Source organism: Mucilaginibacter sp. P25 (genome assembly GCF_050859465.1).
In the GTDB taxonomy this organism is placed as follows: domain Bacteria; phylum Bacteroidota; class Bacteroidia; order Sphingobacteriales; family Sphingobacteriaceae; genus Mucilaginibacter; species Mucilaginibacter gossypii.
On sequence record NZ_CP193937.1, the window covers coordinates 4,670,876 to 4,695,878 of the forward strand.

Annotated in this window: 26 protein-coding genes and 1 tRNA gene; 17 read left to right on the forward strand and 10 right to left on the reverse strand. The window is 42.0% G+C overall.

The window, feature by feature from the left end; all coding sequences use genetic code 11:
• Window positions 1–34 precede the first annotated feature (34 nt).
• Together nudK and coaD are read left to right on the forward strand one after the other, a co-directional pair.
• Window positions 35–610 (forward strand): GDP-mannose pyrophosphatase NudK, encoded by a 576-nt coding sequence (nudK, locus tag ACRQ5D_RS23585; RefSeq protein WP_091164533.1) that lies wholly within the window; start codon window positions 35–37, stop codon window positions 608–610.
• Between the two features lie 125 nt (window positions 611–735).
• On the forward strand, window positions 736–1,197 hold the full coding sequence (coaD, locus tag ACRQ5D_RS23590; RefSeq protein ID WP_091164529.1) for a pantetheine-phosphate adenylyltransferase: 462 nt from the start codon (window positions 736–738) through the stop codon (window positions 1,195–1,197).
• Here coaD and ACRQ5D_RS23595 read toward each other — a convergent pair.
• Window positions 1,166–1,804 (reverse strand): NUDIX domain-containing protein, encoded by a 639-nt coding sequence (locus ACRQ5D_RS23595; RefSeq protein ID WP_091164526.1) that lies wholly within the window; start codon window positions 1,802–1,804, stop codon window positions 1,166–1,168. The genes coaD and ACRQ5D_RS23595 overlap by 32 nt on opposite strands.
• On the opposite strand from ACRQ5D_RS23595, the gene pyrE reads away from it, so the two are divergent.
• The 3 genes from pyrE (at window position 1,803) to ACRQ5D_RS23610 (ending at window position 4,975) form a co-directional block, all read left to right on the forward strand.
• Window positions 1,803–2,462 carry an orotate phosphoribosyltransferase gene (gene pyrE, locus ACRQ5D_RS23600; RefSeq protein WP_091164523.1) on the forward strand — a complete coding sequence of 220 codons (660 nt, stop codon included), beginning with the start codon at window positions 1,803–1,805 and terminating at the stop codon, window positions 2,460–2,462. The two genes, ACRQ5D_RS23595 and pyrE, sit on opposite strands and share 2 nt — an antisense overlap.
• A gap of 100 nt (window positions 2,463–2,562) precedes the next feature.
• On the forward strand, window positions 2,563–2,964 hold the full coding sequence (locus ACRQ5D_RS23605) for an orotate phosphoribosyltransferase (protein ID WP_091164520.1): 402 nt from the start codon (window positions 2,563–2,565) through the stop codon (window positions 2,962–2,964).
• Window positions 2,965–3,346: 382 nt separating this feature from the next.
• Entirely contained in the window at window positions 3,347–4,975 is a 1,629-nt protein-coding gene (locus ACRQ5D_RS23610) for an ABC-F family ATP-binding cassette domain-containing protein (protein WP_091164517.1), read from the forward strand.
• A 64-nt stretch (window positions 4,976–5,039) separates the two neighbouring features.
• Here the strand turns inward: ACRQ5D_RS23610 and ACRQ5D_RS23615 are convergent, their stop codons facing one another.
• The gene (locus tag ACRQ5D_RS23615) at window positions 5,040–5,222 is read right to left on the reverse strand and encodes a hypothetical protein (protein ID WP_091164514.1); all 183 of its coding nucleotides are present in this window, start codon (window positions 5,220–5,222) and stop codon (window positions 5,040–5,042) included.
• Window positions 5,223–5,488: 266 nt separating this feature from the next.
• Here ACRQ5D_RS23615 and ACRQ5D_RS23620 point away from each other — a divergent pair.
• The 3 genes from ACRQ5D_RS23620 (at window position 5,489) to ACRQ5D_RS23630 (ending at window position 7,132) form a co-directional block, all read left to right on the forward strand.
• A tRNA-Lys gene (locus tag ACRQ5D_RS23620) sits at window positions 5,489–5,561 on the forward strand.
• Between the two features lie 219 nt (window positions 5,562–5,780).
• Window positions 5,781–6,263: a serine hydrolase domain-containing protein gene (locus ACRQ5D_RS23625; protein WP_432326801.1), complete on the forward strand. Its 483-nt coding sequence runs from the start codon at window positions 5,781–5,783 to the stop codon at window positions 6,261–6,263.
• On the forward strand, window positions 6,260–7,132 hold the full coding sequence (locus ACRQ5D_RS23630; RefSeq protein ID WP_091164503.1) for a serine hydrolase domain-containing protein: 873 nt from the start codon (window positions 6,260–6,262) through the stop codon (window positions 7,130–7,132). The genes ACRQ5D_RS23625 and ACRQ5D_RS23630 overlap by 4 nt, the downstream gene beginning before the upstream one ends.
• A gap of 204 nt (window positions 7,133–7,336) precedes the next feature.
• Here the strand turns inward: ACRQ5D_RS23630 and ACRQ5D_RS23635 are convergent, their stop codons facing one another.
• Window positions 7,337–8,230 carry a helix-turn-helix domain-containing protein gene (locus tag ACRQ5D_RS23635; protein ID WP_091164500.1) on the reverse strand — a complete coding sequence of 298 codons (894 nt, stop codon included), beginning with the start codon at window positions 8,228–8,230 and terminating at the stop codon, window positions 7,337–7,339.
• Window positions 8,231–8,396: 166 nt separating this feature from the next.
• On the opposite strand from ACRQ5D_RS23635, the gene ACRQ5D_RS23640 reads away from it, so the two are divergent.
• The 8 genes from ACRQ5D_RS23640 (at window position 8,397) to ACRQ5D_RS23675 (ending at window position 15,383) form a co-directional block, all read left to right on the forward strand.
• On the forward strand, window positions 8,397–9,377 hold the full coding sequence (locus ACRQ5D_RS23640) for an aldo/keto reductase (RefSeq protein WP_091164497.1): 981 nt from the start codon (window positions 8,397–8,399) through the stop codon (window positions 9,375–9,377).
• 1 nt (window position 9,378) lies between these two features.
• On the forward strand, window positions 9,379–10,221 hold the full coding sequence (locus tag ACRQ5D_RS23645; RefSeq protein ID WP_091164494.1) for an SDR family oxidoreductase: 843 nt from the start codon (window positions 9,379–9,381) through the stop codon (window positions 10,219–10,221).
• A 38-nt stretch (window positions 10,222–10,259) separates the two neighbouring features.
• Window positions 10,260–11,246: an aldo/keto reductase gene (locus ACRQ5D_RS23650; protein WP_091164490.1), complete on the forward strand. Its 987-nt coding sequence runs from the start codon at window positions 10,260–10,262 to the stop codon at window positions 11,244–11,246.
• A 17-nt stretch (window positions 11,247–11,263) separates the two neighbouring features.
• A complete protein-coding gene (locus ACRQ5D_RS23655; RefSeq protein ID WP_176844407.1) occupies window positions 11,264–11,704 on the forward strand; it encodes a nuclear transport factor 2 family protein in 441 nt (146 codons plus the stop codon).
• Window positions 11,705–11,721: 17 nt separating this feature from the next.
• Complete coding sequence (locus ACRQ5D_RS23660) at window positions 11,722–12,306, forward strand: NAD(P)H-binding protein (RefSeq protein WP_091164483.1); 585 nt, start codon at window positions 11,722–11,724, stop codon at window positions 12,304–12,306.
• Between the two features lie 49 nt (window positions 12,307–12,355).
• Window positions 12,356–12,700, forward strand: coding sequence for a DUF1259 domain-containing protein (locus ACRQ5D_RS23665; RefSeq protein ID WP_256337377.1), 345 nt, complete (start codon window positions 12,356–12,358; stop codon window positions 12,698–12,700).
• Between the two features lie 63 nt (window positions 12,701–12,763).
• On the forward strand, window positions 12,764–13,162 hold the full coding sequence (locus ACRQ5D_RS23670; RefSeq protein ID WP_091164479.1) for a hypothetical protein: 399 nt from the start codon (window positions 12,764–12,766) through the stop codon (window positions 13,160–13,162).
• Between the two features lie 49 nt (window positions 13,163–13,211).
• Entirely contained in the window at window positions 13,212–15,383 is a 2,172-nt protein-coding gene (locus ACRQ5D_RS23675; protein ID WP_091164477.1) for a TonB-dependent receptor, read from the forward strand.
• A gap of 153 nt (window positions 15,384–15,536) precedes the next feature.
• Here ACRQ5D_RS23675 and ACRQ5D_RS23680 read toward each other — a convergent pair whose 3' ends face one another.
• From ACRQ5D_RS23680 to ppk1, 6 genes are all read right to left on the reverse strand, one after another.
• Window positions 15,537–17,942, reverse strand: coding sequence for an ABC transporter permease (locus ACRQ5D_RS23680; protein WP_431200579.1), 2,406 nt, complete (start codon window positions 17,940–17,942; stop codon window positions 15,537–15,539).
• Window positions 17,943–17,998: 56 nt separating this feature from the next.
• Window positions 17,999–18,292, reverse strand: a complete 294-nt coding sequence (locus tag ACRQ5D_RS23685) for a helix-turn-helix domain-containing protein (RefSeq protein ID WP_432326806.1) — start codon at window positions 18,290–18,292, stop codon at window positions 17,999–18,001.
• A gap of 68 nt (window positions 18,293–18,360) precedes the next feature.
• Window positions 18,361–18,972, reverse strand: coding sequence for a hypothetical protein (locus ACRQ5D_RS23690; protein ID WP_432326807.1), 612 nt, complete (start codon window positions 18,970–18,972; stop codon window positions 18,361–18,363).
• A 397-nt stretch (window positions 18,973–19,369) separates the two neighbouring features.
• On the reverse strand, window positions 19,370–19,933 hold the full coding sequence (locus ACRQ5D_RS23695) for a UbiX family flavin prenyltransferase (RefSeq protein WP_176844406.1): 564 nt from the start codon (window positions 19,931–19,933) through the stop codon (window positions 19,370–19,372).
• Window positions 19,934–20,106: 173 nt separating this feature from the next.
• On the reverse strand, window positions 20,107–20,799 hold the full coding sequence (locus tag ACRQ5D_RS23700) for an exopolyphosphatase (protein WP_432326809.1): 693 nt from the start codon (window positions 20,797–20,799) through the stop codon (window positions 20,107–20,109).
• A 186-nt stretch (window positions 20,800–20,985) separates the two neighbouring features.
• Window positions 20,986–23,031 (reverse strand): polyphosphate kinase 1, encoded by a 2,046-nt coding sequence (gene ppk1 / locus ACRQ5D_RS23705; RefSeq protein ID WP_091164470.1) that lies wholly within the window; start codon window positions 23,029–23,031, stop codon window positions 20,986–20,988.
• 193 nt (window positions 23,032–23,224) lie between these two features.
• On the opposite strand from ppk1, the gene ACRQ5D_RS23710 reads away from it, so the two are divergent.
• Window positions 23,225–23,716: a YajQ family cyclic di-GMP-binding protein gene (locus ACRQ5D_RS23710; RefSeq protein ID WP_090525909.1), complete on the forward strand. Its 492-nt coding sequence runs from the start codon at window positions 23,225–23,227 to the stop codon at window positions 23,714–23,716.
• Window positions 23,717–23,808: 92 nt separating this feature from the next.
• Here ACRQ5D_RS23710 and bioB read toward each other — a convergent pair whose 3' ends face one another.
• Window positions 23,809–24,816, reverse strand: a complete 1,008-nt coding sequence (gene bioB / locus ACRQ5D_RS23715) for a biotin synthase BioB (RefSeq protein WP_090525910.1) — start codon at window positions 24,814–24,816, stop codon at window positions 23,809–23,811.
• Window positions 24,817–25,003: the final 187 nt, after the last annotated feature.

The window sequence follows — 25,003 nt, forward strand, 5'->3', positions numbered from 1 at the left end:
AATAATCATTATCAATCATAAACGATCAAAAAAAATGATTCAGATCAAAATTCTTAATACCGATATTTTATCAGATAACTGGTACATCCTTAAAAAAGTAACTTACGAGGTTACGGAAAAAGACGGTAATACCGCTGTGCAAAGCCGTGAAGCTTATGACCGCGGCAACGGCGCAACCATTTTGCTTTATAATAAAGCACAATCATCTGTAATATTAACCAGGCAATTCAGGCTGCCCACCTATATCAACGGCAACCCCGATGGAATGCTGATTGAATGTTGTGCCGGCTTGCTTGATAAGGATAATCCGGAAGATTGCATCCGTAAGGAAACCGAGGAAGAAACCGGCTATAAAATAACGGATGTTAAAAAGGTTTTTGAAGCTTATATGTCGCCGGGTTCTGTTACCGAAATCCTTTACTTTTTTGTTGCCGAATATGCCAAAGAAATGAAAGTTAGCGATGGCGGTGGGCTCGCCCACGAAAATGAAAATATTGAAGTTTTAGAGCTGCCATTCAGCGAAGCCCTGCAAATGGTAAAAACCGGGGAAATAAAAGATGGCAAAACAATTATGCTTTTGCAGTATGCTCAGTTGGCTTCGCTGGTTTAGGGGGAGTGATCAAATGAATGGTTCAACTTGTCAGATATAAAGTCGCTAATTAAATAATGCCGATAAAAGGCAAAAAACAACTGTTCATTTAAAGAACCCAATCAACTATTCATTAATTTTACTGCATGAAGACAGCCCTTTTTCCAGGTTCATTTGATCCGCTTACTAAAGCTCACGTTGATATTGTGAAACGATCTGTTGAGCTTTTTGACAAGCTTTACATAGGTATCGGCGTAAACAGCAGCAAAAAGGGGTTGCTGAGTGTTGAACAGCGCGAACAAATGATCAGGGCGGTTTTTGAGCATGATGAACGGATCCACGTGATAGCCTATGAAGGCCTTACTGTCGATTTTTGCAAAAGCATAGGCGCCGCTTACATGATCAGGGGAATCCGTACGGTATCAGACTTTGAGTATGAAAAAGCGATTGCCCAGATGAACCATTCGCTGGCACCCGACATCGAAAGCATATTTATTGTAAGCAAACCAGGCTATTCATCCATCAGTTCAACCATTGTGCGCGAAATTATCCGCTATAATGGCGATGTAAGCCAGTTTATTCCGAAAGAGGCATTACCTTATTTGTAACCAGCTTTTCCTTATGCAACACATCCATAATAGATGGAAAGGTGTTTTCAATTATTGGTTCAATATGATGGTGTTCAAACCAGCGCACATCGGTAATACCCTCTTCTTTTTGAGGTTTTAGCTTTTCTTTACCCTTACTTGTCATGGCAAACCAATGCGTTTTCTTAAGCACTACCTCGCCGCGGTTAACATATACATGGTATGTTTTACAAATTTTTTCTCCTAGTTCGCTCACTTTTATACCGCACTCCTCCTCTACCTCACGCACTGCCGCTTCTTTCACTTTTTCCTCTTTTTCTATTTTGCCTTTGGGCAGGTCCCATTTATCATTACGATAAATGAATAAATATTGCCCCTTAGTGTTCATAACCAGGCCGCCTGCCGCTTCAATAAGTGTAATATTCTTTTTAATAGCTTTAAGATACACCTTAGCGTTTGCTGTTTTTATGTAGAACAATTTGTTAGGATTAGCGAGGATCCAGGTATATATAATTTTAAGGTCAAAGGTCTCTGCATCAAGCCTTTCAAAATTATCTGCATGCTTTGGTTCAGATTCTGTGAGCAGGATAACCTTTTCGTTAATATAAATTCTGTATTTTTGAGCCATGTTTACTAATAATGAGATCGAACAACAAGTAGCCGAATTCCTGCTGCAAATTAAAGCAATTAAATTACAACCCAATAATCCTTTTACATGGGCATCGGGCTGGAAATCTCCAATTTACTGCGATAACCGTGTTACACTTTCTCATCCAACTATCCGCACTTACATCAGGCAGCAATTAGTCGCAGCCATACAGGATAAATTCGGGTCGGTTGGCTGCATTGCGGGTGTGGCAACTGCAGGTATACCGCAAGGTGCATTAGTAGCCCAGGAATTAGGCCTTCCATTTATTTATGTACGTTCAAAACCTAAGGAGCATGGCACAGGTAGCATGATTGAGGGCGATGCCGCTACTACTTCAGGCAAGCGGGTTGTGGTTATCGAGGATCTGCTTTCAACCGGTAAAAGCAGTCTGCAGGCCGTTGAAGCGTTGCGTGCCGCAGGTTATGACGTTGCAGGCTTGGCAGCTATATTTACTTATGGCTTTGATATTGCCGACGAAAACTTTAAACAGGCCAACTGCCCATACGTAACCCTGTCAAACTATAACGCGCTTATTAAATACGCGGAAGAACATCAATTCATTAATGAAAAAGATGTAAACCTGCTCAGGCAGTGGCGCGAAAACCCATCAACCTGGGGCGAAATGGCTGCAAGTTAAGACCGTTGATTTTTTTGATTTCGATGATTGCGCTGATTTTTAGATTGTTCTGTCAGCGTAATTTGTCTCAAATCTCAAATCTAATATCTCAAATCTATCCATGAATACATTCACCAGTACGATAAGTATTAACAAGCCTTTAACGGAGGTTTACGATTTCCTGGCCGATTTTAATAATCACCGGCAACTGATGCCTGATAATATCCAGGAATGGACATCCACCCGGGATGAAGCCCGTTTCAGTATCCAGAATATGGCCAAGCTTGCTTTGAAAATTGAGGAGCGTGTGCCCAACCAGATGGTAAGGATCATACCTGCTGAGAAACCACCATTTGACCTGGAACTAAAATGGTCGTTATCTTTTAATAACGACCATACTGATATTTTATTCACCATTGGCGCAGAGCTTAGCATGATGATGAAAATGCTGGCATCAGGTCCGCTTCAAAAATTGGCCGATCATGAAACGCAAAGCTTATTTAATATTTTAAACAAAGCTTAAAGCGTTGCCCTAAAGCTTATAATTAATATATTTTTAATATACTTTGCGCTTTTGTGTATTGTTGATGGCTATTACCACATTGATGATAATTAAACCTATAATTAATGCTCCCATGACCATTGTTAAATAATTTAAATAAATTGTTACACTGTATGTTAGTCAAAGGCTGTACCATTATATTATAACTGGTTAGATATAGCGATTAAACGTATTAAATATACTTTTAGTTTACACTACATTATCATTTCTGTGTAATTGTATACCCATGGATTTAATTTATGGGGAAAATTGCTGCTCAAAAAATCCCCATCCATAATATCAGCACCATATATCGTTAAAATGAAGATTTTACCGTACTTTTGCGCCAAATTAGAGGTGCAGCATGATCACGGTATCCAATCTTTCTTTACGTTACGGTAAGCGTACTTTGTTTGAAGACGTAAACCTGAAATTTACACAGGGCAACTGTTATGGTATTATTGGCGCCAATGGCGCGGGTAAGTCAACATTCCTGAAAATTCTTTCGGGCGATATTGACCCAACCAGCGGCTCGGTGAGCTTCACTCCCGGCGAACGCATGGCTGTTTTGAGCCAAAACCATTACGCTTTTGACGAATTCACAGTTATCGAAACGGTGATGATGGGCCATAAGGAAATGTACGCCGTAATGAAGGAGAAAGACGCTATTTATCTTAAAGAAGATTTTAGCGATGCCGATGGCGAACGCGCGGGTGAACTGGAAAACCTTTTTGCCGAAATGGACGGCTGGAATGCCGAAAGCAATGCCGCTACCCTGCTCAGCAACCTTGGCATTAAAGAAGAATTTCATTATCAACTGGTTAAAGACCTTGATAACACCCAAAAAGTACGTGTTTTATTAGCCCAGGCACTTTTTGGCAAGCCAGATATACTGCTGCTTGATGAGCCTACCAACGATTTGGACATCCACACCATTAGCTGGCTGGAAGATTTCCTTGCGTCATATGAAGCTATTGTACTGGTAGTATCGCACGACAGGCACTTCCTGGATACTGTATGTACCCACGTAGTAGATATTGATTTTGGCAAAATGACCATTTATACAGGTAACTATACCTTCTGGTACGAATCGAGCCAATTGGCCCTTAAACAACGTGCCGAACAAAATAAGAAAGCCGAAGATAAAGTTAAAGAGCTTCAGGAGTTTATCCGCAGGTTTAGTGCCAATGCGTCCAAATCAAAACAGGCAACCAGCCGTAAAAAAGCATTGGATAAAATCAACCTGGATGAAATTCAGCCATCAAACCGTAAATATCCGGGTATTATATTCAACAACCTGGGCCGTGAAGCCGGCGATCAGATCCTGACCGTTGAAAACCTGGGCAAAACCCTTAATGGTGAGGTGCTGTTCAATAATATCACCTTCACTGTAAACAAAGGCGATAAAATTTCTATCCTGTCGCAAAACAGTTTGGCAACTACCGCTTTCTATAATATTTTAACAGGCCGCGATAGAGATTTTACAGGCACCTTTAAATGGGGTGTGACAATTAACGCGGCTGATATCCCTAACGACAGCAGCGAATACTTCGATGGCAAAAGCGACAACCTGATTGATTGGCTGCGCGAATATTCGCCTGGCGAAAAAGACGATCAATTTATCCGCGGCTTCTTAGGCCGTATGCTATTTTCGGGTGAGGAAGTTATGAAAAAATGCAGTGTGCTATCGGGTGGCGAAAAAATGCGCTGCATGTTTAGCCGTATGATGCTGCAGCAAGCCAACCTGCTGATGTTTGATGAACCAACCAACCACCTCGACCTGGAATCGATTACAGCGCTTAATAATGGTATGAAAGATTTCCGCGGCACAATCCTGTTCACCTCACGGGATCATGAACTGGTTGAAACGGTAGCCAATCGGATTATTGAGTTAACACCAGGTGGTTACATTGATAAACTCATGACCTATGATGAATATATCAACAGCCCTGTAGTGCAAAAACAACAGGAAGATTTATACGCTGCTGTATAATAACTGGTAAGGGAATATATGAGGCCTGGTAGCATAATACTACCGGGCCTTTATATTTTATAACTTATAATAAGTTAAACCCGGAGGCCTGCGTTTCGAGCTGATTAATAGTAGATTCGTCGCTAAACAGATAAAAATGATCTTTAGTGTACGAATATTGAACATTTAAACCGTTTTGGGCAATAAAATCTTTAACAACGCTTTCATATAGGAGCTTGTTAATTTTAAGTAATTTTCTTTTTTTCATGAGAGATAGATATTAAGTTTTACAATTTAAGTAGCTTTTGTTAAAATTCCAACAAAAAAACTAACATTTTGTTAGGAAGTTGCTATAATTAACTTTTTTGGCCGAGCCGGGAATAAAATGAACACCAGGAAGATGAAAGCGGGTTATTACTCCAACCTTTAATTTTACAATAAGCAGATTAAAATAATTGTTAACTATGAGTAATTCCGCCTGCTGAAAAAGAAAATAATTTGCATATTTGCAACCCGGCAAAAGCTGGTACATATGACTCCGTAGCTCAGCTGGTAGAGCAAATGACTCTTAATCATTGGGTCGAGAGTTCGAATCTCTCCGGGGTCACTTTTTTAGGCAAGTTGTCAATTTTATTGGCAACTTTTTTTATGGCTTCAAATTCAATAAATTTAGTTCACCTGCTAACAAAATTGAATTTTGAAAAGCTTCTCCCCTTGTCTATCAGATTAAAGTAGAAGCTTCAAGGCGAAAGATCATAGTTTTTTATTTATTGTAAAAATGCGATGTTAACCTTGTTCGTTATATCTCTATAAATTCTATCTTTAATTGTCTAAACATTTTCACAATGATTCAAAAAAAGCGTATCGCTTCTTGCTTTTTCTTATTTTACAAAGTTGCACTCAAGCACAAACTTTCAATAAAGCCAAGTTAGACAGCTTTTTTGTAGCGCTGAATAAGAATGACCAAAGCATGGGCAATATCGCCATATCCGCGAATGGAGTGTTGGTTTATCAAAACGCTATCGGTTTTAGCCAAATAAACAAAGGGGCAAAAACACCTGCTACCATTGATACAAAATACCGGGTAGGCTCTATCACTAAGATGTTTACTGCTGTTATGATCTTTCAGTTGATAGATGAAGGTAAGCTTAGCTTTGAAACACCTTTGGCACGTTATTTCCCACAGCTTCCCAATGCAAGTAAGATCAATATAAGGGAAATGCTTGACCACCGTAGCGGGCTTCATAATTTTACGAGCGACTCACTTTATTCCACTTATATGGGCAGCCTAAGTCTGAAGCTGAAATGATTGCCATCTTTAGCAGACAAAAATCCGATTTTGAACCGGATTTAAAGGCCGAATACAGCAATACTAACTTTGTATTACTGGGTTATATTATTGAAAAATTGACAGGTAAAACGTATGGCGAAGAATTAAAGAAACGGGTCACTTCAAAAATAGGCTTGAAACAAACTTATTACGGCACTAAAGCCAATTCAACCAAAAACGAAGCATACTCCTACATTTACCAAGGACAGTGGACACAAATGCCGGAAACAGATATGAGTATTCCGGGCGGTGCCGGTGCTATTGTTTCTACGCCCGCCGATCTGGTTAAATTTATAAATGCACTTTTCGAAGGCAAACTTATTAGTGCCGCCAACTTAGAGCTAATGACAACGATGAGGGACAGTTATGGTATGGCCATGTTTGCTATGCCTTTTTATGATATAAAAGGCTATGGACATTCCGGAGGCATCGACGGGTTTTTAAGTTTGCTTTTATATTTACCGAAAGAGAAGATAGCAATAGCTTACACTTCCAATGGAACACGATACTCATATAATGATGTAGTCATGGGAGCATTGAATATATATTTTAATAAGTCGTTTACTATTCCAGAGTTCAAAACAATTACATTAAACTCAGCTGAACTTGATAAATATGTCGGGGAATATTCCAGTACACAAATACCCTTGAAAATTACTATAACAAAAAAAGACATCACGCTGTTTGCGCAAGCCTCGGGTCAAAGTGCATTTCCCATGGAAGCCAAAGGTGACAATAAATTTGTTTATGCTTCTGCCGACGCCACCTTTCAATTTGAACCGGATAAAAGACGTTTCACTTTAATACAAAAGGGGAATACCTATTTATTTAACAAAACTGACAAATAGAGGCAAATTGAGAATTGGTAGCTGATCTTGCATGACTAGCTTACCTAAATGCTTATAATTAAACTGGGATTTTTTCAATCAAAAAAGTGCTCCGGGTGTCAGCTACAGAGCGCCCTTATAGATAGGCAATCGATTAATCACCTTTTTTATTTGGCAACCCCTTACAACCGTTTTTATGAATATTAATAAAAGGTGTTAATTCTTTTAGTTTTGCGAACGGTACTCTAAAGGTGTCGTGCCAGTCTTCTGTTTGAATAACCTTGTAAAATGTTGCGGGTATCTAAAGCCTAGTTCGTAAGCGATCTCACTGACCGATTTATTTCGATCAAATATTTTTTCTTTTGCAAGGTCAATGACTTTTTCTTGTATAAAGTCGTGCGCGGATTTTCCCGTTTCCTTTTTGATGAGCTCTCCAAAATAGTTACTTGAAAGGTGGAGGCTATCAGCACAATAACCAACTGTCGGCAATCCCATATTCTGTAAATTGTCTGACCTGAAATAGTTGTAGAGTAACGTCTCAAATTTTTCCAGAATGCCTTTATGAATATCTTCCCGCGTAATAAACTGGCGGTCATAGAAGCGAACACAATAGTTCAGAAATAACTCTATGGTGCTGATCACTAACTTTCTACTATGCTTATCAATAGCGTGTTCGAGTTCATAGCGTATCTTACTGAAGCTATCTAATACAATTTGGCGCTCGCGCTGTGACAAATGCAAAGCTTCGTTGACGTTATAGCTAAAAAAGCCATAATCCTGGACATGACGACCGAGCGAAGTGCCGCGGATGAAATCCGGATGGAATACCAGCGCATGGCCGCTCGGTTGAAACAGTTCCTCTTTTCGGACTCCTGCTACCTGTCCCGGAGAAAAGAACACCAGTGTTCCTTCCTGATAGTCATAATTCGCCCTACCGTAAGTAAGATCGCCACAGTCGACATCCTTTAAAATAACTACATAGAGCCCAAAGTACATTTTGTAGCGATTGCGCGGTGACGCTTTTGAAAAGTCGATTACGCTCACCAATGGATGCAGCGTTTCTTCGTTATTGAAGTCATTATAGGACTTAACTGTCTCAAAACGAACTATATCTTCCATGTCTTTTTCTTTTCTATGAACAAATGTAAAAAGCGAAAATCTTTTTATACCACCGTTAGTGCCCTATCGGTGAAATTGGTAAGCAATACCGTGTTTTGTATAAGTTAAGCTTAAAAAATAGGCTTGACCTTTGTACCATCATCTATTTAAACAAAATTATTTAATTATGGACAAAAGAATATTAGGGAAAGACTTAGAAGTTTCCACACTCGGTTTAGGCTGCATGGGTTTAAGTTACGGTTACGGCCCGGCAACAGAAAGAACAGAAGTGATCGGTTTGATCCGTCATGCGTTTGAAATTGGCGTAACCTTTTTTGATACCGCAGAAGCCTACGGCCCTTACCTTAACGAAGAAGTCGTTGGCGAAGCGCTTGAACCTTTCCGAAATGAGGTGGTAATTGCAACCAAATTTGGCTTTAAGAATGGTAAAACCAGTGATGGTCTTGACAGCCGACCTGAAAATATCCGTGCGCACACTGAAGCGGCATTGAAACGTCTGCGGACTGACCGGATCGATCTGTTGTACCAACACCGTGTTGACCCGAATGTACCTATGGAAGATGTTGCGGGCACTGTTAAAGACCTGATTGCCGAAGGCAAGGTTAAGCATTTCGGTATGTCTGAGGCCGGTGTCGAAAGTATTCGTAAAGCACATGCCGTTCTACCCGTTACGGCGTTGCAAAGCGAATACTCACTTTGGTGGCGTGAGCCTGAAAAAGAGATTTTACCGTTATTGGAAGAATTAAAAATCGGTTTTGTGCCTTTCAGTCCACTTGGTAAAGGGTTTTTGACCGGTGCGATTAATGAGAAGACGACCTTTGATAAGACCGATTTCCGCAATGTTGTACCCCGTTTCTCAGAAGAGAACCGGCAGGCGAACCAAGGCATTGTAGATGCTTTAGCGGAAATTGCAAAACAGAAAGGTGTAACGAATGCACAAGTAGCGATTGCCTGGCTACTTTCACAAAAACCATACATTGTGCCGATTCCTGGTACCACAAAGATCAACCGTTTGGAAGAAAATATGTCTGCTGCCAGTGTGAAATTGAGCCAACAGGACCTGAATGATATACAAATTGCACTTGGTAATATCGAAGTTATTGGTGCCCGTTACCCTCAACATTTGGCAGCAAGGCAAGGACGGTAATATGAAAAATTCAAAAAACGTAATCGTATTGACCGGGGCCGGTCAATTAGGTATGGCCATCGCCCGCAGAATGGGTTACGGTAATAAGATCTTTGTAGCGGACTGGAAAATAGAGAATGCTCAAGCAATTTCTAAAACGCTGACGGAGGCTGGTTTTGACGTAGTACCGTTTAAAGTGGACATCTCATCACGGGAATCTGTTCAGTCACTGATTAAAGCCGCCCGAAAGGAAGGTGAGATTGCTATCTTCATCAACGCAGCAGGAGTTTCACCAAGTCAGGCATCCATTGAGCAAATATTAAAGGTTGATTTATACGGAACCTCACTTTTATTGGAGGAGTTTGGCAAGGTGATCAAATACGGTGGTACGGCCGTTGTGATCTCCAGCCAGTCAGGTTACAGGATGCCCGCGTTAACCGCCGATGAGGACAGGTTGCTTGCAACAACACCTACAGAACAACTTTTGCAACTTGAATTGCTTAAGCCAGAAAATATCAAAGACACGCTTCACGCCTATCAGATGGCAAAACGTGCTAACGGCAAGCGAGTTATGGCGGAAGCTGTAAAATGGGGCGAACGTGGTGCTCGAGTTAATGCAATATCACCTGGCATTATCATTACGCCTCTTGCGCTTGATGAGATCAATGGCCCGAGAGGAGACTTTTATAGGAACATGTTTGCTAAAAGCCCGGCAGGACGTCCCGGAATTGCGGACGAAGTAGCAAATGTTGCGGAACTTTTATTGTCCAATGCTGGCGCTTTTATTACTGGTTCTGACTTTCTGATAGACGGTGGTGCAACGGCATCCTACTTCTACGGTCCACTTCAACCGGAAAATAGATAATAAGAACAGCAACGCGCGCAAGTGCAAAAAACAAGATTATGATAAAAAGAAAATTAGGAAATAGCGGCCTCGAAGTATCTGCGTTAGGTATGGGCTGTATGAATTTAAGTTTTGGTACCGGCCCGGCCGCCGATATCAATGATGGTCTGGCTACTATTCGTGCTGCTGTTGAGCGAGGTATCACTTTCTTTGATACAGCTGAAGGTTATGGGCCTTATACTAATGAGAAACTTGTGGGTGAAGCTTTAGAGCCATTCCGTAAAGATGTGACCATTGCCACAAAGTTCGGCTTCAAACTGGAAAATAACCAAATCACCGGATTAGACAGCCGCCCTGAAAACATCCGCGAGGTAGCCGAGGCATCACTCAAAAGATTAAGAACAGATTATATTGACCTGTTCTATCAGCATCGCGTTGACCCTTCCGTTCCAATTGAAGAAGTCGCCGGTACATTAAAAGACCTGATACAGGAAGGTAAGATCAGTTATTACGGACTTTCTGAAGTAAGCGCCAATACCATTCGCAAGGCTCATGCGATACATCCTGTAGCAGCTGTTCAAAATCAATACTCCATCTGGACGAGAGAACCGGAAGCAGATGTATTGCCTGTGTGCGAAGAATTGGGCATCGGCTTTGTGCCGTGGGGACCATTGGGTACAGGGTTTCTTACCGGCACTATCGATACTAGTTCAAAATTTGACGCCAGTACAGATCTTAGGGCCAATTTCCCCCGCTTCAGCCAAGAAAACATCAAAGCGAATATGCCTGTGGTAGATATGCTACGCAATATTGCAGCTAAGAAAAACTCGAACCCTGTTCAGATCGCTTTAGCCTGGCTTTTGGCGCAGAAGTCCTGGATCGTTCCGATACCTGGTATGGATAAAATCGCCTATATCGATGACAATATTAAATCAGTTGACCTGCTACTTACTACCGAAGATTTGAATGAGATCGACGAACAGCTGTCAAAGATCAATATACAGGGCGACCGCCTGGATGCGGGTTTGCTGTCTATGTCTGAATAAACATGAACCTTAAATTTATGAAACCGTTAATTTTAATCCTGTTAATTATAGTTTCGCTTGATTGTTCTGCTCAAACAGCTCAAGAAAAAAACTTACTTTCCTTATCAGATCGCATTTTTGAGTGGGAAGTAGCCGGAAAAATCGATTCCCTTGAGCAAATATTTCACAAGAAATTTCAGGTTGTCGGATCGAGCGGCGAAGCACAATCGAAGGCAGCTTATATCGCCAGATTGCAAAGCGGAAATTTCGTTCACAATGCTATCATAGTAGACGAAAGTGTTGTGGCGATAACAGATAATACCGGAGCAGTGTTCGGCAAAGGCACCTTTACCGTAACCAGCAACGGCCACAAGGTTGTTTTGAAGCTTTCTTACATCGAAGTGTTTACCCGAACAGGTAAAAGCCATCCCTGGAAACTGCTGGCTATGCATGCCAGCAGTTTGCCTGAAAAGCGCTAATTAGCCAAACAATATCAATGAAAAATGTAATTATTTTCGGTGCAAGCGGAAGCCTTGCATCATATGTGATAGATGCGATTGAAGAGCTAGACGACGTGGAACTAACCCTTTTTGTTCGTAACAAAAACAGGTTACAGCAAGGTGCGAGAAACAAACACAGGGTTATCGAAGCCGATGCCACCAACTTTACATTGGTTAAAGACGCGATAGCCGGACAACATATTGTTTATGTGAATCTTGCGGGTGACCTTGAGTTAATGACTCAGAATATTGTGAAAGCAATGATTGAAACCGGTGTCAATCGAATTATCGCTGTAAGTTCAATCGGTATATACAATGTACCGCTTAGTTCAATGCTCGTCCCGTACAGAAAACTTGCCGATATTATAGAAGTGTCAACATTGGACTATACGATCTTACGACCAGATTGGTTTACGAACGGTAGCGAGATCGATTTTACAATTACCCAAAAAGGGGAGCCGGAATCCGGCGGGGCCATTTCCCGCAAGAGTATAGCTGCATTCGTAGCTCACCTCATCGGAAACCCGAATGAATATAATAAAGAGAATGTCGGCATAAGCACGCCTGATTGCCGTGAGTAAACAAAATAATCTATCATAATTTTAAAACCAGGCATCGCGCCGATCTGAAGTGAAGGTAACGGGCGTAGAAATGGCGCCAAATATCGGCTTAAATACCTGGGCCTCGTTTACCGGCACGATGGAGCAGGCACATATCGCAGGTGCTGTGGCGATGCCGGAAACGGAAGTAAATAGCGTGATCCGAACCCTCCGCGCTAACAATATTGAGGTGGTGGCAATACATTATCACATGTCGGGTGATGAGCAGCACATGATCTTTTTACATCACCTGGTTAAAGGCCCAGCTTCGGAGTTAGCGAAGTGCTTTAAAGCAGCGTCAGGGAATTTAGGCAAGAAAAGCGTCAGTAGGGGTAATAAGAAAATGCAATGTATTGTCAATGATATTGAACCGTAAGCCAGCCAATCTGGCTTACGGTTTTTCAGTTTTCCTACAGAATTTATTAGTTAATTTACGCTCATGCTCAAAAGGATCGCGGCTTTTTGGATGATCGGATATTTGCTCTTTGGCAGCATTGCTTTGCCATTGGGGGATTTCTCGCTGCTTAACGAATTGCCGCGCATGTACCAGGCTTATGAAAAGGTGGTCACACCGGATGAAAAAGGCGTGCTGGATTTCATCGGTGATTACCTGCTGAACGGCAAAGATCTGTTAAACCATAACCAGCATGACCAGCCATCAAAACCCGGTGCGCTGCAATTCCAGGGCACGCCATCCTTTGCGGCCATTATTCAACCGGTTAGCCCGTTTTTGGCTGAACCTGTATCATTAGACTCCGTTACCACAGCTTCGTTACATCATAGCTCCGGTGCTTTGAGCTATTACCACCCTTCTTTATTTCGTCCGCCTTTAGCGTAAGAAAACCCTCATTTTCTTAATCATCAATTCTTACGTTTTAAGCTATTTCATGCGCTATTTACTTTTATGCGCCGTGCTGCTGACTTCAGTGGCCACACGTGCACAGCATACTTTATCTATTCTGGTCAAAGATGACCAGACCAAACAGTCCATAGCCGGTGTTACGGCTTATATCAACGAATTAAAAAGAGGCGCTGCTGCGGACAGCAGCGGGCACATTCAGTTCAACCTGCCCACCGGAAAATACGAGATCAAATTCAGTATGGTGGGTTATCTGCCGCAGGAAAAAACTTTCGTGTTACCACTCAAAAATATTGAGCCCGTTATAGAAGTTTACCTGGAGCCGATGGCAGGTGAATTGGCGGAGGTGGTGGTGCAAACCAACCGCACCAATCAGAACCGCAGTGATGTGCCCACCCGTATCGAAGCATTGCCTGCTGAAGAACTGGACGAAAAAAGCACCATGCGCCCCGGCGATATCAAAATGCTGTTGGGGGAGATCACGGGTGTACACGTACAAGCGACTTCGGCGGTAAGCGGCACAGCAAGTTTTCGCATCCAGGGGCTGGATAGTCGTTATACGCAGCTATTGCAGGATGGATTGCCAATGTACGATGGCTTTTCGGGTGGGTTAAGCTTGGTGCAGGTTTCGCCGCTTAACCTGAAGCAGGCCGAGATTATTAAAGGTTCGGCATCAACACTTTACGGTGGTGGGGCTATTGGCGGTTTAGTTAACCTGATCACCAAAACGCCAGCGGCTAAACCCGAATTGACCTTATTGCTTAACCAGAATTCAGCCAAAGGCACCGATGCCAGCGGTTTTTACAGCCAGCAATGGACACTCATTGGAACAACAATTTTTAGTTCTTATAACTATAATGGTGCTTACGATCCGGGTAATACAGGGCTCTCCGCGGTGCCTAAAACCAATCGCTTCACGCTTGCGCCAAAAGTATTCTTAAAGCCAGGCAACCGCGATCAACTTTGGTTTGGTGTTAACTTCATGCACGAAGATCGTTTAGGTGGCGATATGCAGGTCATCAACGGCCATGCGGATAATCAGCACCAATATTTCGAGCGTAACCTAAGCGACCGTCTTTCCACGCAGTTTTCCTACACGCATAAGCTTGACTCTAACAACCAACTGAACTTTAAAAGTACGGTTGGCTATTTTTATAGGACAATCGCTGAGCCGCAGTTTCTATTTAAGGGCGATCAATTATCATCTTATACCGAAGCTAACTATGTCCGTAATGGCAAAATTGCAAGCTGGGTAGCCGGTGCGGATGTTTGGACAGATCATTTGCCGCAACGAGACAGAAGTGTAGATCTGAGCTATAGCCACAACACTTACGGAATTTTTGCTCAAAACACCTTCAAGCCCACAAAATGGTTAGCTGTAGAAAGTGGCATTCGGCTTGACGAAAACTCGCCGTCATCTGCAAGCTCAAACGGGTTATTCCTTTTACCACGCGTTAACACGCTGTTCACGCTCGGTAAACATTGGAGTAGCCGTGTCGGCGGCGGTCTGGGCTATAAGATGCCAGATATTTTTAATGACGATGCCGAAGAACAGGGCTACCGGTATTTGCAGCCATTAAATATTGGCGCAACCAAAGCCGAACGTTCGGCCGGTGCTAACGCAGATGTAAATTATAAGGGCGCAGTAGGCGATGCTTTTTTGCAGGTTAATCACCTATTCTTCCTCACCAAAGTGAATGACCCTTTGATATTACAAAACAATGCCTTTATAAACGCTCCGGGTTACCTGATCAGCAAAGGGGCCGAAACCAATGTTAAGCTGTTGATGGATGAGTTAGGGATTTACCTCGGTTATACCTATACAAATGTACAACGCCATTTTAACGGGTTAAGCAGTGCTCAGGCATTAACACCCAAACACCAGTTAAACGCAGACCTGACCTACGAAGTGGAAAACAGTTTCCGGGCAGGCGTTGAGGGATTTTATACAGGTTCACAATTATTGGATGGTGGCACAACAGGGCGTGATTATTGGACTTTCGGACTGCTTGTGCAAAAGATGTGGAAGCATTTTGTAATTTTCATTAATGCCGAGAATCTTACTGATCAACGACAAAATAAATGGGGAACGATTTATGCTGGCTCGATTTCTAATCCCGTGTTCAAAAATATTTATGCGCCGTTGGACGGTAGAGTTATTAATGCCGGAGTTATAATAAAGCTGCTTAACAATAAATAAAAGAAACGCCCCCTCGGTAAGTTGTCAATTTTATTGGCAACTTTTTTATGATTAAACACCACTACCTTACCTGGCTAATAACTTTACAATACCTGTTACGACAGCCCTAATACCATGCATACACCAGCCCTTTGGCAAATAATACTTGAATCCTCACTCTGTACTCAAACTCTTCACCGGTTTACTTATGGCCGCTTTAATCGCCTGAAAACACACGGTAAGCAATGCCACAACAATGATTGCCATGCAACCTATGCCAAAAAACCACCATTCAATAGTTATCCTGTATGCATAGGCCTGCAACCATTTGTTCATTAAGCACCACGTAATTGGAGTTGAAATGAATAAAGCTAATACAACAAGCCTTAAAAAATCTTTTGAAATAAGGCCGATGATAACTGAAACGGATGCCCCCAGCACTTTGCGGATGCCGATCTCTTTGGTGCGATTGGCAACTGCAAGCGCTGAAAGCCCCAGCAGGCCCAGGCATCCCAGGAAGATAGCGATTCCACCAATCCAGCTAATAATATTTCCCAACCTGGTTTCTGCTTTAAAGAACCGGTTTATATCTTCGTCAAGAAAATTATATTCTAAAGGGTAATCGGGTACAATCTTTTTCCAAGCCGATTGTACTGCTGCCAAAGCCTTCGACGGATTACCCGGCTGCAGGCGAACATAAAACAAATTAAGACCTCCAGAGTTTCTGGCGAACTGATGAAACAAGACCGGTGCTACACGATCTGTAAGAGGCTCATAATTAAAATCACGAACCACGCCTATCACCGTAGGGTTTTTAAAGCCAAGCTTCCCATAGCCTTCCAATTGGCGACCAGTACTGTTTTCAGGCTTCCATCCTAATTCCCTCATCATAGATTCATTAATGATCACTGCGTTCACAGTATCCGAAGTAATTGCCGGGTTAAAATTTCTTCCTGCAACCAGTTGCATTCCCAATGTAGGTATGTAGTTGGCGTCGACGTGAAATTGCTTTGTATTAATAGACTTACCCTGGTAACTAAAATCTGTAAAACCGGTCCCCTCATGTTCACCTAGGCCGTTGTCGGCGCTGGCTAAAACCGAAACACCGGGATGGCCGGAAACTTCCTGTTTAAAAAGCTGGAATAGATGTTTAGTATCCGGAACGCCGAATGTTTGCACAACAAGTACATTCTCTTTACTAAAACCAGGATTTCTTGATTCCATGTAGTGTAACTGCTGCATGATGATTATAGCAGAAACAATCAGCACTGCGGAAAGTACAAACTGAAAAGTGACTAATGCTTTTGTGAAAAAATTCGCGCCGCCTAACTTAATTTTAGCCTTCAACGCGTCCACCGTATTAAAGCCTGACAATATTAACGCCGGGTAGCATCCTGAGAGCAGGGGAACAATCAGTATTAAGCCGGCAATAAGGCCGGTCAACTGTGGAAATTGCTTAAAAGAGAAACTCAGCTCCCTGCCTGACAATTGGTTGAAGTATGGCAAAAGCAGGTATACAAGTGCGAGGCCTATCAGCGTCGAAAAGACAGCAAGCAAAAATGATTCTGTTAAAAACTGAACTACTAAAGCCTTTTTGGTGCCGCCAATAACTTTGCGGACGCCTACCTCTTTTGCGCGGTTTGCTGAACGGCCTATGGAAAGCGTTGTAAAATTAATACAGGCGATTAATAATACACCGGCAGCGATACTTAGTAATATCCAAATCGATTTTGGATCGACAGGCGGGACCTTAATACCCATCAACGCCGGGCTTGTATGCACATCCCTGATTGGCACCAGGTTATACCCGCCTGATCCTGCATCTGGAAAATGCCTGTGCCAGAAATTTGCCAGCAACTTGTTGTTATTCGCCAGTTTGCTTCCGGGCTTTAGCTGAACCACGGTGACAAATATATTCATCCACCAGTCATGTGCGCCCATTTTCCCTGATTTTGTGTTACCAAAACAATCAAAGTTGGCAAGCATGCTGTATTGGAAGGAAGAATTAGATGGCGGATTTGCTGCTATAGCCGTAACTGTAAAAGTTTCAAACACATCGCCAATCTTTACCTGGAATGATTGACCAATGGCATTTGTTTTACCAAATAACCTATTAGCGGTTTCTTCGGTTAAAACCATGCTGTGCAAACCACTGATAGCCGATTTGGCATTCCCGTATTTAAATTTAAACGAAAACACATTGAAGAACGAGGAATCGGCATAAGCAATATTCTCCCGTCTCGCGTCATTTTTTATTTTTATAAATGTTTCATAAGGCTGAATATAACGGACATAATTCTCTACTCCCGGCAGTTCCTGTTTCATGGCAGGCCCCAGGGGCATAGGAGTATAAATGACTCCTGCAAGTGCCTTTACGTTTTCTTTCCCATTTTTGTCTAAAACAAGGTAAGTGTTAGCAGCATTTTTGTGAAACCCATCAAAACTAAATTCATTGATAGCATAAAGCATGAATAGGTTGAAACAGGCTATTCCAACAGACAAGCCAAATATGTTAATGAACGATAATGTCTTTTGCTTGGCCAGCGTGCGAAGCGCTATTTTTAAATAGTTTTTAAACATATAATTGCGGTTTAATATTACAGAAGCCCAATTGGGTGGGCTTCCTGAACGCAATATTACCGGCTGTAAGTGTGAGAGAATGGCCAACTTATCATTTGGCAACTCTTTTTTAGGCTATTTTTATATTCCGCCGGGGTTTTGCCGGTCATCTCTTTGAAAACGCGGTTGAAGGTTCTCTGGGAGTTAAACCCCGACTCGTAGGCTATTCCCAGTAACGTGAGATGGGCGTGTGCGGGGTCCCTCATCTTCCGGGCAGTTTCACGAACCCTGAACTCATTAATAAAGTCGTTGAAGTTCTTGCCCATTCCCACATTAATGATCCGTGATAAATCGTGCGGATGGATATTCAACTTTATGGCCAGGGTGGTTAACGTTAATTCGGCATCCTCGTAAAAACGGTTTGAGGCTACAGCTTCCTTTAGTCTGCGGCTTTTTCCCTTGCGATATATCTATCGGTTAGCGGCATGGCCATTTCTGTGCCATCATCTAATTTTAGCATCACTTCGGCCGCCACACCAATGAGTACAAAAGCAACGATAAAACTCAAAGCGTCGTTAAACAGCCATAACACGCAAAGCAACCCGAGCAAGTAAATGGTTTTTTCCAATGGGCGGAAGGTAAGCCGCGATCTATCCATTAGTGTTGGCTGCAAGCGTTTATAAAATTGCTGGATCAACCGGTGCGACATGTATAAATAAATAACAACAGATATTAGCACCAGCCATCCCGGTATCCAATATGTAACCAACATGGGGCAAAAATGAAGGAGATCATTTCGGTTAAATTTCAGGTTGGGAGATGTTAGTTGCCGTACATAAAGATACAACAACGGTCCCAGCGCCGGTAAAAAAAACGGCGAAAGCCCGCCAGTCTTCAGTACAATTACAGTTAAAGCGACACTTAAAAACAGATTAGCTCTTTGGCCTTGTCTTTTTGCGAAAGCTAAAAGCAATGCAAGCGTAAAACCCGAAAACAGGGTTGCCATGGCAGCCACATGGGATAAGTTAACATGGAATATATCCGGATTCAAATTATTTGATAAGTGTAAGGAGTGTCCCAAATTTACAATATTGCCCCATACAAATCATGGGATCATAAAAATGTTTTCCTGTAAGATAAACGAAAAAAACAAGTTACTTTTGTGGTAGTAGCGTGATTTTGTTTCGTCGTTTATGGTATTATCACGGATGAATGACCTAATAAAAAAATCGCCTTACTTTCTAATGCGGCTTTATACCCCGTAATAGGGGCTGCCCCCTTTGGTAAGGATACCCTAACAAACTTAACTAACCGCATAAGAATTTACAGTGATAATAGAAATACCTTTGTAGTTTTCCATTAGACGGGCTACCCGTTAAAGTTCGGATATATTCCGGGTAATTAAAACGGCACGTAACCGCAATTGCTTAACAGAAACGATGTGGAATTCAGATCCCCTTCCACTCATAGCTTTTACTTTCCAGCCCTATTAAATCAATAACCCGGTTTACTACTGTCATAGCCAGCTCTTCTATAGTTTGGGGCTTGCTGTAATATGATGGAATCGCCGGACATATGATCCCACCTGCTTCCGTAACAGTTGCCATGTTACGGATATGGATCAGATTGAGCGGCGTGTCACGGGCTACCAATACCAGCTTACGGCGCTCTTTAAGGATCACGTCGGCCGCACGGGTGATCAAATCGTCAGAGATCCCTCCTGCTATCCTTCCAAGCGTCCCCATTGAGCATGGAACAATTATCATGGTATCAAACTTTGCCGAACCCGAAGCAAAGGGTGCCATGAAGTCATTTTTGGCGTAAAATTTAAAAGGGAACCGGCTGTATTCTTCGTTGCCGAGTTCAAACTTCCAAACATCTTTGGCATTATCTGACATAACAACGCCCACTTCGGCAATTTGATCCTGCAATTGAGTTAGTTTTTTTAGCAGCAGACTGGCATATATTGAGCCACTGGCGCCCGTAATAGCAACAACTATCTTTTTCTTCATAATTACTCCTTCAACAACCCAAACACACAAAAAGTTAGGGGCACAAAAAAGGGTCGAATAACTTGTACCCGACCCTACATCTACCTATGAAAAACATGCCCTTGAGAGGGCACTACAAATATAATAACACTTTTTAAATTATTAAACAATTTGTTAAAATAATTTTAACCTGTTTATTGAATATTTTTTTCTATTAAAGTTTGGATAATTCCGTCAACCATACCTACCCTGGGCACATATATGTTTTTAATGTTGGCATTTTTCATTACCGTAAGGTAAATTTCACAGGCAGGAATAATTACATCGGCCCTATCCTGGTTTAGGCCAAGTACGTTGATCCTGTCTTTTAATGAAAAAGAGCTCAGGTAGGTATATAGTGATCTTAGTTTAGCAAAAGTTAGCGGCATATCTTCTTTTTCTTCGGATAGCCTGAACAGTTTATTAATGTTGCCGCCGGTACCTATGCCTGATAATTGCTTAAAGTTACGGGTATTGTCGCGCACAAAATCCTTCATTTCGTTCCAGGTTTCTTCGGTGTCCTGGTTATCAAGAATGCGGATGGTGCCAATATTAAACGAACGCGAAACGATCAGCTCCCCTGCCGAAAACAGCGAAAGCTCTGTACTGCCGCCGCCTACGTCAATATAAAGGTAGTTTTTGCTTTTATCGATGTTTTGCTCGGCATGACTGGCATAAATGATACTGGCTTCTTTAGATCCATGTACAATTTCAATATCGATGTTAGCTTCATCCTTAATCAGCTTTACAACATCTTCTCCGTTTTTGGCTTCGCGCATGGCCGATGTTGCACAGGCTAAATAATCGGTAACCTTATATACATCCATCAGGTTACGAAAAGCAACCATTGATTTTACCAGCTCTGTCGTTTTTTCTCAGATATATGCTGCTGGATAAAAGCATCGTCTCCCAAACGCAACGGAACACGGATCAAGGTGTTTTTTTGAACGACACCGATCCGGTGTTTTGAATTATGTCGGCAATTAACAGCCTCACGGCGTTTGAACCTATATCAATAGCGGCGTATCTCAATGTTATTTCGTTTTATTTTTTAAATAATTATATATTTCAATTTGCGCCCGGTGGCTTTCGGGCGAGTTTGTTTTGTGGTATTTGTTGGTGTTCTGGCTGTTGATTTCACGTGCTTTGGTATTATCTTCAAGCTGGATATCAATAATATCCCTTATCTCCTGTTGTAGTTTTTCATCATATATCGGGAAGCCAACTTCAACACGGTTGTCAATATTTCGGGTCATGAAATCGGCCGATGTAAGGTAGATGAGCTCCTTGCCGCCATTGCAATAAATATGCACCCGGGCGTGTTCAAGATATTTATCTACAATACTAATCACCTCTATATTTTCGCTATAACCCTTCACACCGGCAATTAAGCAGCACATCCCCCTGATGATCATTTTGATCTTTACGCCTGCATTACTGGCCTGGTATAACTTGCTAATGAGATCTTCATCAGCAAGGCTGTTCATCTTCAGGATCATATATGCCTGTTTGCCGGCTTTGGCGTTTTTGATCTCGTTATCTATTAGCCTGTAAATGGCAGGCCGCGAGTCAATTGGCGACACGATGAGGCTTTTGAGCCCCTTAGGCAATAATCCCTTATTAATTGCTTTAAAAACATTTACCAGGTCATCGGTGATTTTTTTATTAGCTGTAAACAAGGTGTGATCGGCATAGATCTGCGCTGTTTTTTCATTAAAATTACCGGTTGAAAGGCAGGCATAATAAGCCAGCTTACCTTTTTCGGTACGGCTAACCAAACATATTTTCGAGTGCACCTTATAACCGGGTACACCGTACAATACTGTTACACCCTCCTCTTCAAGCCTGTTACTCCAGTGAATATTGTTTTGCTCATCAAAGCGGGCCCTTAACTCTACAAGGCAGTTTACCTTTTTGCCGTTTTTAGCGGCATTTATTAAAGCATGGACCACTCTTGAGTTTTCGGCCAAACGATATACTGCAATGCTAATCTCTTTTACCTTAGGGTCTATTGCGGCCTCGCGCAAAAAATGGATCACGTAATCATACGATTGATAAGGTGTACTTACCAGGTAATCCTTTTTGGCGATGAGCCCTATAAGGCTTTTACCGAATGAAAGGTCGGCCACAGGGAGTGCTATATATTTGCTATACTCAAGCTCCGGCCCACCAACGTTGGGGAACGAAATAAAATTTTTGAAATTATGGTACCTGTTACCCGGGATAAGACTTTCGCCATGCAGGCCCATTTTGCCTACCAGGTATTTCAGCATATCCATAGGCATCTCTGAGTCATACAACAAACGCATCGGTTTACCTTTTTTGCGCTTTTGAAGGCTCTTGGCCAATGAATCTACAAATTTTTCGCTCACCTCTTTATCCAGGTCAAGCTCCGCGTCGCGGGTAAGCTGGATGGAGTAAGCCTCTATGCTATCATGTTCAAAAATGAAAAAGATATCCTCCAAACTGTACCTGATAATATCATCAAGCAAAATAATGAATTTCAGGTTATTGGTATCGGGCAGTTTAACAAAACGCGAAAGGTTATCCGGAAACTCAATAAGGGCAAACCTTGTTTTTTTATTGGTGGTAAGCTTTACAAAAAAGTAAACGGCCCTGTCCCTAAGCTCAGGCAGCGGTAAGGTGTCATTAAGCATAATAGGCACCAATGTAGCCAACAGCTTCTCCCTGAAATAATTTTTAACGAAAGTACCTCGGGTTACGTTAAGCTGTTTATCATTCAGGATGAAGATCTTTTCTTCGGCCAGCTGTTTAACAATGATGTTTTCGTACAGGTTGTTGAATTTGCGTTCCTGCCTTACTACAATATTCTTGATCTGGTTAAGTATCTTTTTAGGATTATAACCAAGTATCTCTTTCGATTTTTCATTAAGTGCAGCTAAACGGCTTAGTGTGGCAACCCTCACCCTGTAAAATTCGTCGAGGTTAGATGAAAATATAGCTAAGAACCTAATCCGGTCTATCAGGGGAACGGTCGGGTCGGCCGCTTCCTGCAAAACCCTATCGTTAAAATATAGCCAGCTTATTTCTCTGTTAATTAAGGGAACCTGTTTATCCATAAAAATTTCTCGCTTTACAGCCAGATGTTACAAATCTGCTTATTTATTTGTTAACTTAATATTAACTCATGAGGAATTAACCTGTTTTCATTCATCATTATTTATTGCAGAAATTAAACAATTTGTTGCAATATTGCGCTGTATGTTTACAATACATTAGTTTTGCAAAACATTTATAACCAACACACTACTTATGCCTACATTTGATATAGTTAGTAAAATAGACGGGCAAACGCTTGATAACGCGATAAATACCGCCAAAAAAGAGATCCTGAACCGTTACGACTTTAACGATTCAAAAAGCACTATTGACCTTGATAAAAAAACAAACCAGGTTACCATAGTTACTGAAAACGATATGCGCCTTAAAGCCATACAAGACAGCATCATAAGCCGGATGGTTAAACAACATCTTGATCCCAAAGCGCTGGATTTTGGCAAAGAGCAATATGCATCGGGCAACATGATTCGCAAGGAAATCAAGATCAGGGAAGGCATAGATAAGGAAGCTGCTAAAAAAATAGTAAAGAAAATTAAAGATAGCGGCCTTAAAGTGCAAGCCTCTATCATGGACGATCAGGTGCGGGTGCAAGGAAAGAAGATTGACGACCTGCAATCTGTTATCAGCCTTTGCCGCGCGGAGGATTTTGGCCAGCCATTGCAATATATTAATATGAGAGACTAATAGAATCTCTGATATTAATGTAAAAGATCCTATTAAAACAAAAGGAGCCATGCATTTTGCTACGGCTCCTTTTGTTTTATCTGAAAGCGCTATTAGCCCGCAACTTCAACTTCTTCTTTATTAACTTCATTAGGCCGGCCATTTTTGAAAGCTTTACGCGGCGATAAACCAAGCAATTCAAACATAGCCATATCGGTATCAAATGATGGGTTTGGCGTGGTAAGCAGCTTTTCGCCGGCAAAAATTGAATTAGCTCCTGCCATAAAACAGAAAGCCTGTTCAACCGTACTCATCTCCGTACGACCGGCAGATAAACGCACTACGGTTTTAGGCATAATGATCCTTGTTGTGGCCACCATCCTAACCATATCCCAAACAGAAACACGGGGCTGATCGGCTAACGGAGTTCCTGCTACCGGCACTAAAGCATTAATAGGCACTGATTCGGGGTGTTTGGGCAGGTTCGACAATGTTTTGAGCATGGATACCCTGTCCTCTACCGTTTCACCCAAGCCAATGATGCCGCCGCTGCATACGGTGATCTTCGCTTTGCGCACATGTTCAAGCGTTTTAAGACGCTCATCATAGGTACGGGTGGTGATGATCCGTTTGTAATCTTCTTCGGATGTATCAAGGTTATGATTGTAGGCATATAAACCGGCATCGGCCAAACGTTGCGCCTGGCTTTCGGTAAGCATGCCAAGGGTACAGCACACTTCCATATCAAGGCTGTTCACCGCTTTAACCATATCAATTACCTTATCAAAATCGCGGTTATCACGAACCTCGCGCCAGGCCGCCCCCATACACAAACGTGATGCACCTCCGGCTTTTGCCTTTTCGGCAGCAGCAATTACTTCATCTTTCGGCATTATGGCATGTACATTTACACCCGTATTATAACGGGCAGCCTGCGGGCAGTAAGCACAATCTTCAGAACATCCGCCTGTTTTTATCGAGATCAAAGAACTGATTTGCACTTCTGCATAATCTTTATTCTCGCGGTGGATTGTAGCGGCCTTGTATACAAGATCAAGCAATGGTGTATGGTATATTTCGGCTATTTCTTCTTTAGTCCAGTTATGTCTAACTTCTGTCATCAGTTTCAGATTAAATTCGTCCCAACAATGTTATTGAGTTATTGTAAACACGCAAATATTCAAAGATTATTTATAAATATAACATTTTGACAGCCCTCAAAAAGAAACTGGCTATATAACAAGGTTTTAAATATTTGGCAGCTTAGTGCTTCCGGGGTTCGAAACTACGCTATCTCCTTATGAGTTG

What these genes read in the sequence shown, in the direction of transcription:
- nudK (WP_091164533.1), top strand. Translation starts at nt 35, where the DNA reads ATGATTCAGATCAAAATTCTTAATACCGATATTTTATCAGATAACTGG.
- coaD (WP_091164529.1), top strand. Translation starts at nt 736, where the DNA reads ATGAAGACAGCCCTTTTTCCAGGTTCATTTGATCCGCTTACTAAAGCT.
- pyrE (WP_091164523.1), top strand. Translation starts at nt 1,803, where the DNA reads ATGTTTACTAATAATGAGATCGAACAACAAGTAGCCGAATTCCTGCTG.
- ACRQ5D_RS23595 (WP_091164526.1), bottom strand. Translation starts at nt 1,804, where the DNA reads ATGGCTCAAAAATACAGAATTTATATTAACGAAAAGGTTATCCTGCTC.
- ACRQ5D_RS23605 (WP_091164520.1), top strand. Translation starts at nt 2,563, where the DNA reads ATGAATACATTCACCAGTACGATAAGTATTAACAAGCCTTTAACGGAG.
- ACRQ5D_RS23610 (WP_091164517.1), top strand. Translation starts at nt 3,347, where the DNA reads ATGATCACGGTATCCAATCTTTCTTTACGTTACGGTAAGCGTACTTTG.
- ACRQ5D_RS23615 (WP_091164514.1), bottom strand. Translation starts at nt 5,222, where the DNA reads ATGAAAAAAAGAAAATTACTTAAAATTAACAAGCTCCTATATGAAAGC.
- ACRQ5D_RS23630 (WP_091164503.1), top strand. Translation starts at nt 6,260, where the DNA reads ATGATTGCCATCTTTAGCAGACAAAAATCCGATTTTGAACCGGATTTA.
- ACRQ5D_RS23635 (WP_091164500.1), bottom strand. Translation starts at nt 8,230, where the DNA reads ATGGAAGATATAGTTCGTTTTGAGACAGTTAAGTCCTATAATGACTTC.
- ACRQ5D_RS23640 (WP_091164497.1), top strand. Translation starts at nt 8,397, where the DNA reads ATGGACAAAAGAATATTAGGGAAAGACTTAGAAGTTTCCACACTCGGT.
- ACRQ5D_RS23645 (WP_091164494.1), top strand. Translation starts at nt 9,379, where the DNA reads ATGAAAAATTCAAAAAACGTAATCGTATTGACCGGGGCCGGTCAATTA.
- ACRQ5D_RS23650 (WP_091164490.1), top strand. Translation starts at nt 10,260, where the DNA reads ATGATAAAAAGAAAATTAGGAAATAGCGGCCTCGAAGTATCTGCGTTA.
- ACRQ5D_RS23655 (WP_176844407.1), top strand. Translation starts at nt 11,264, where the DNA reads ATGAAACCGTTAATTTTAATCCTGTTAATTATAGTTTCGCTTGATTGT.
- ACRQ5D_RS23660 (WP_091164483.1), top strand. Translation starts at nt 11,722, where the DNA reads ATGAAAAATGTAATTATTTTCGGTGCAAGCGGAAGCCTTGCATCATAT.
- ACRQ5D_RS23670 (WP_091164479.1), top strand. Translation starts at nt 12,764, where the DNA reads ATGCTCAAAAGGATCGCGGCTTTTTGGATGATCGGATATTTGCTCTTT.
- ACRQ5D_RS23675 (WP_091164477.1), top strand. Translation starts at nt 13,212, where the DNA reads ATGCGCTATTTACTTTTATGCGCCGTGCTGCTGACTTCAGTGGCCACA.
- ACRQ5D_RS23680 (WP_431200579.1), bottom strand. Translation starts at nt 17,942, where the DNA reads ATGTTTAAAAACTATTTAAAAATAGCGCTTCGCACGCTGGCCAAGCAA.
- ACRQ5D_RS23695 (WP_176844406.1), bottom strand. Translation starts at nt 19,933, where the DNA reads ATGAAGAAAAAGATAGTTGTTGCTATTACGGGCGCCAGTGGCTCAATA.
- ACRQ5D_RS23700 (WP_432326809.1), bottom strand. Translation starts at nt 20,799, where the DNA reads ATGGTTGCTTTTCGTAACCTGATGGATGTATATAAGGTTACCGATTAT.
- ppk1 (WP_091164470.1), bottom strand. Translation starts at nt 23,031, where the DNA reads ATGGATAAACAGGTTCCCTTAATTAACAGAGAAATAAGCTGGCTATAT.
- ACRQ5D_RS23710 (WP_090525909.1), top strand. Translation starts at nt 23,225, where the DNA reads ATGCCTACATTTGATATAGTTAGTAAAATAGACGGGCAAACGCTTGAT.
- bioB (WP_090525910.1), bottom strand. Translation starts at nt 24,816, where the DNA reads ATGACAGAAGTTAGACATAACTGGACTAAAGAAGAAATAGCCGAAATA.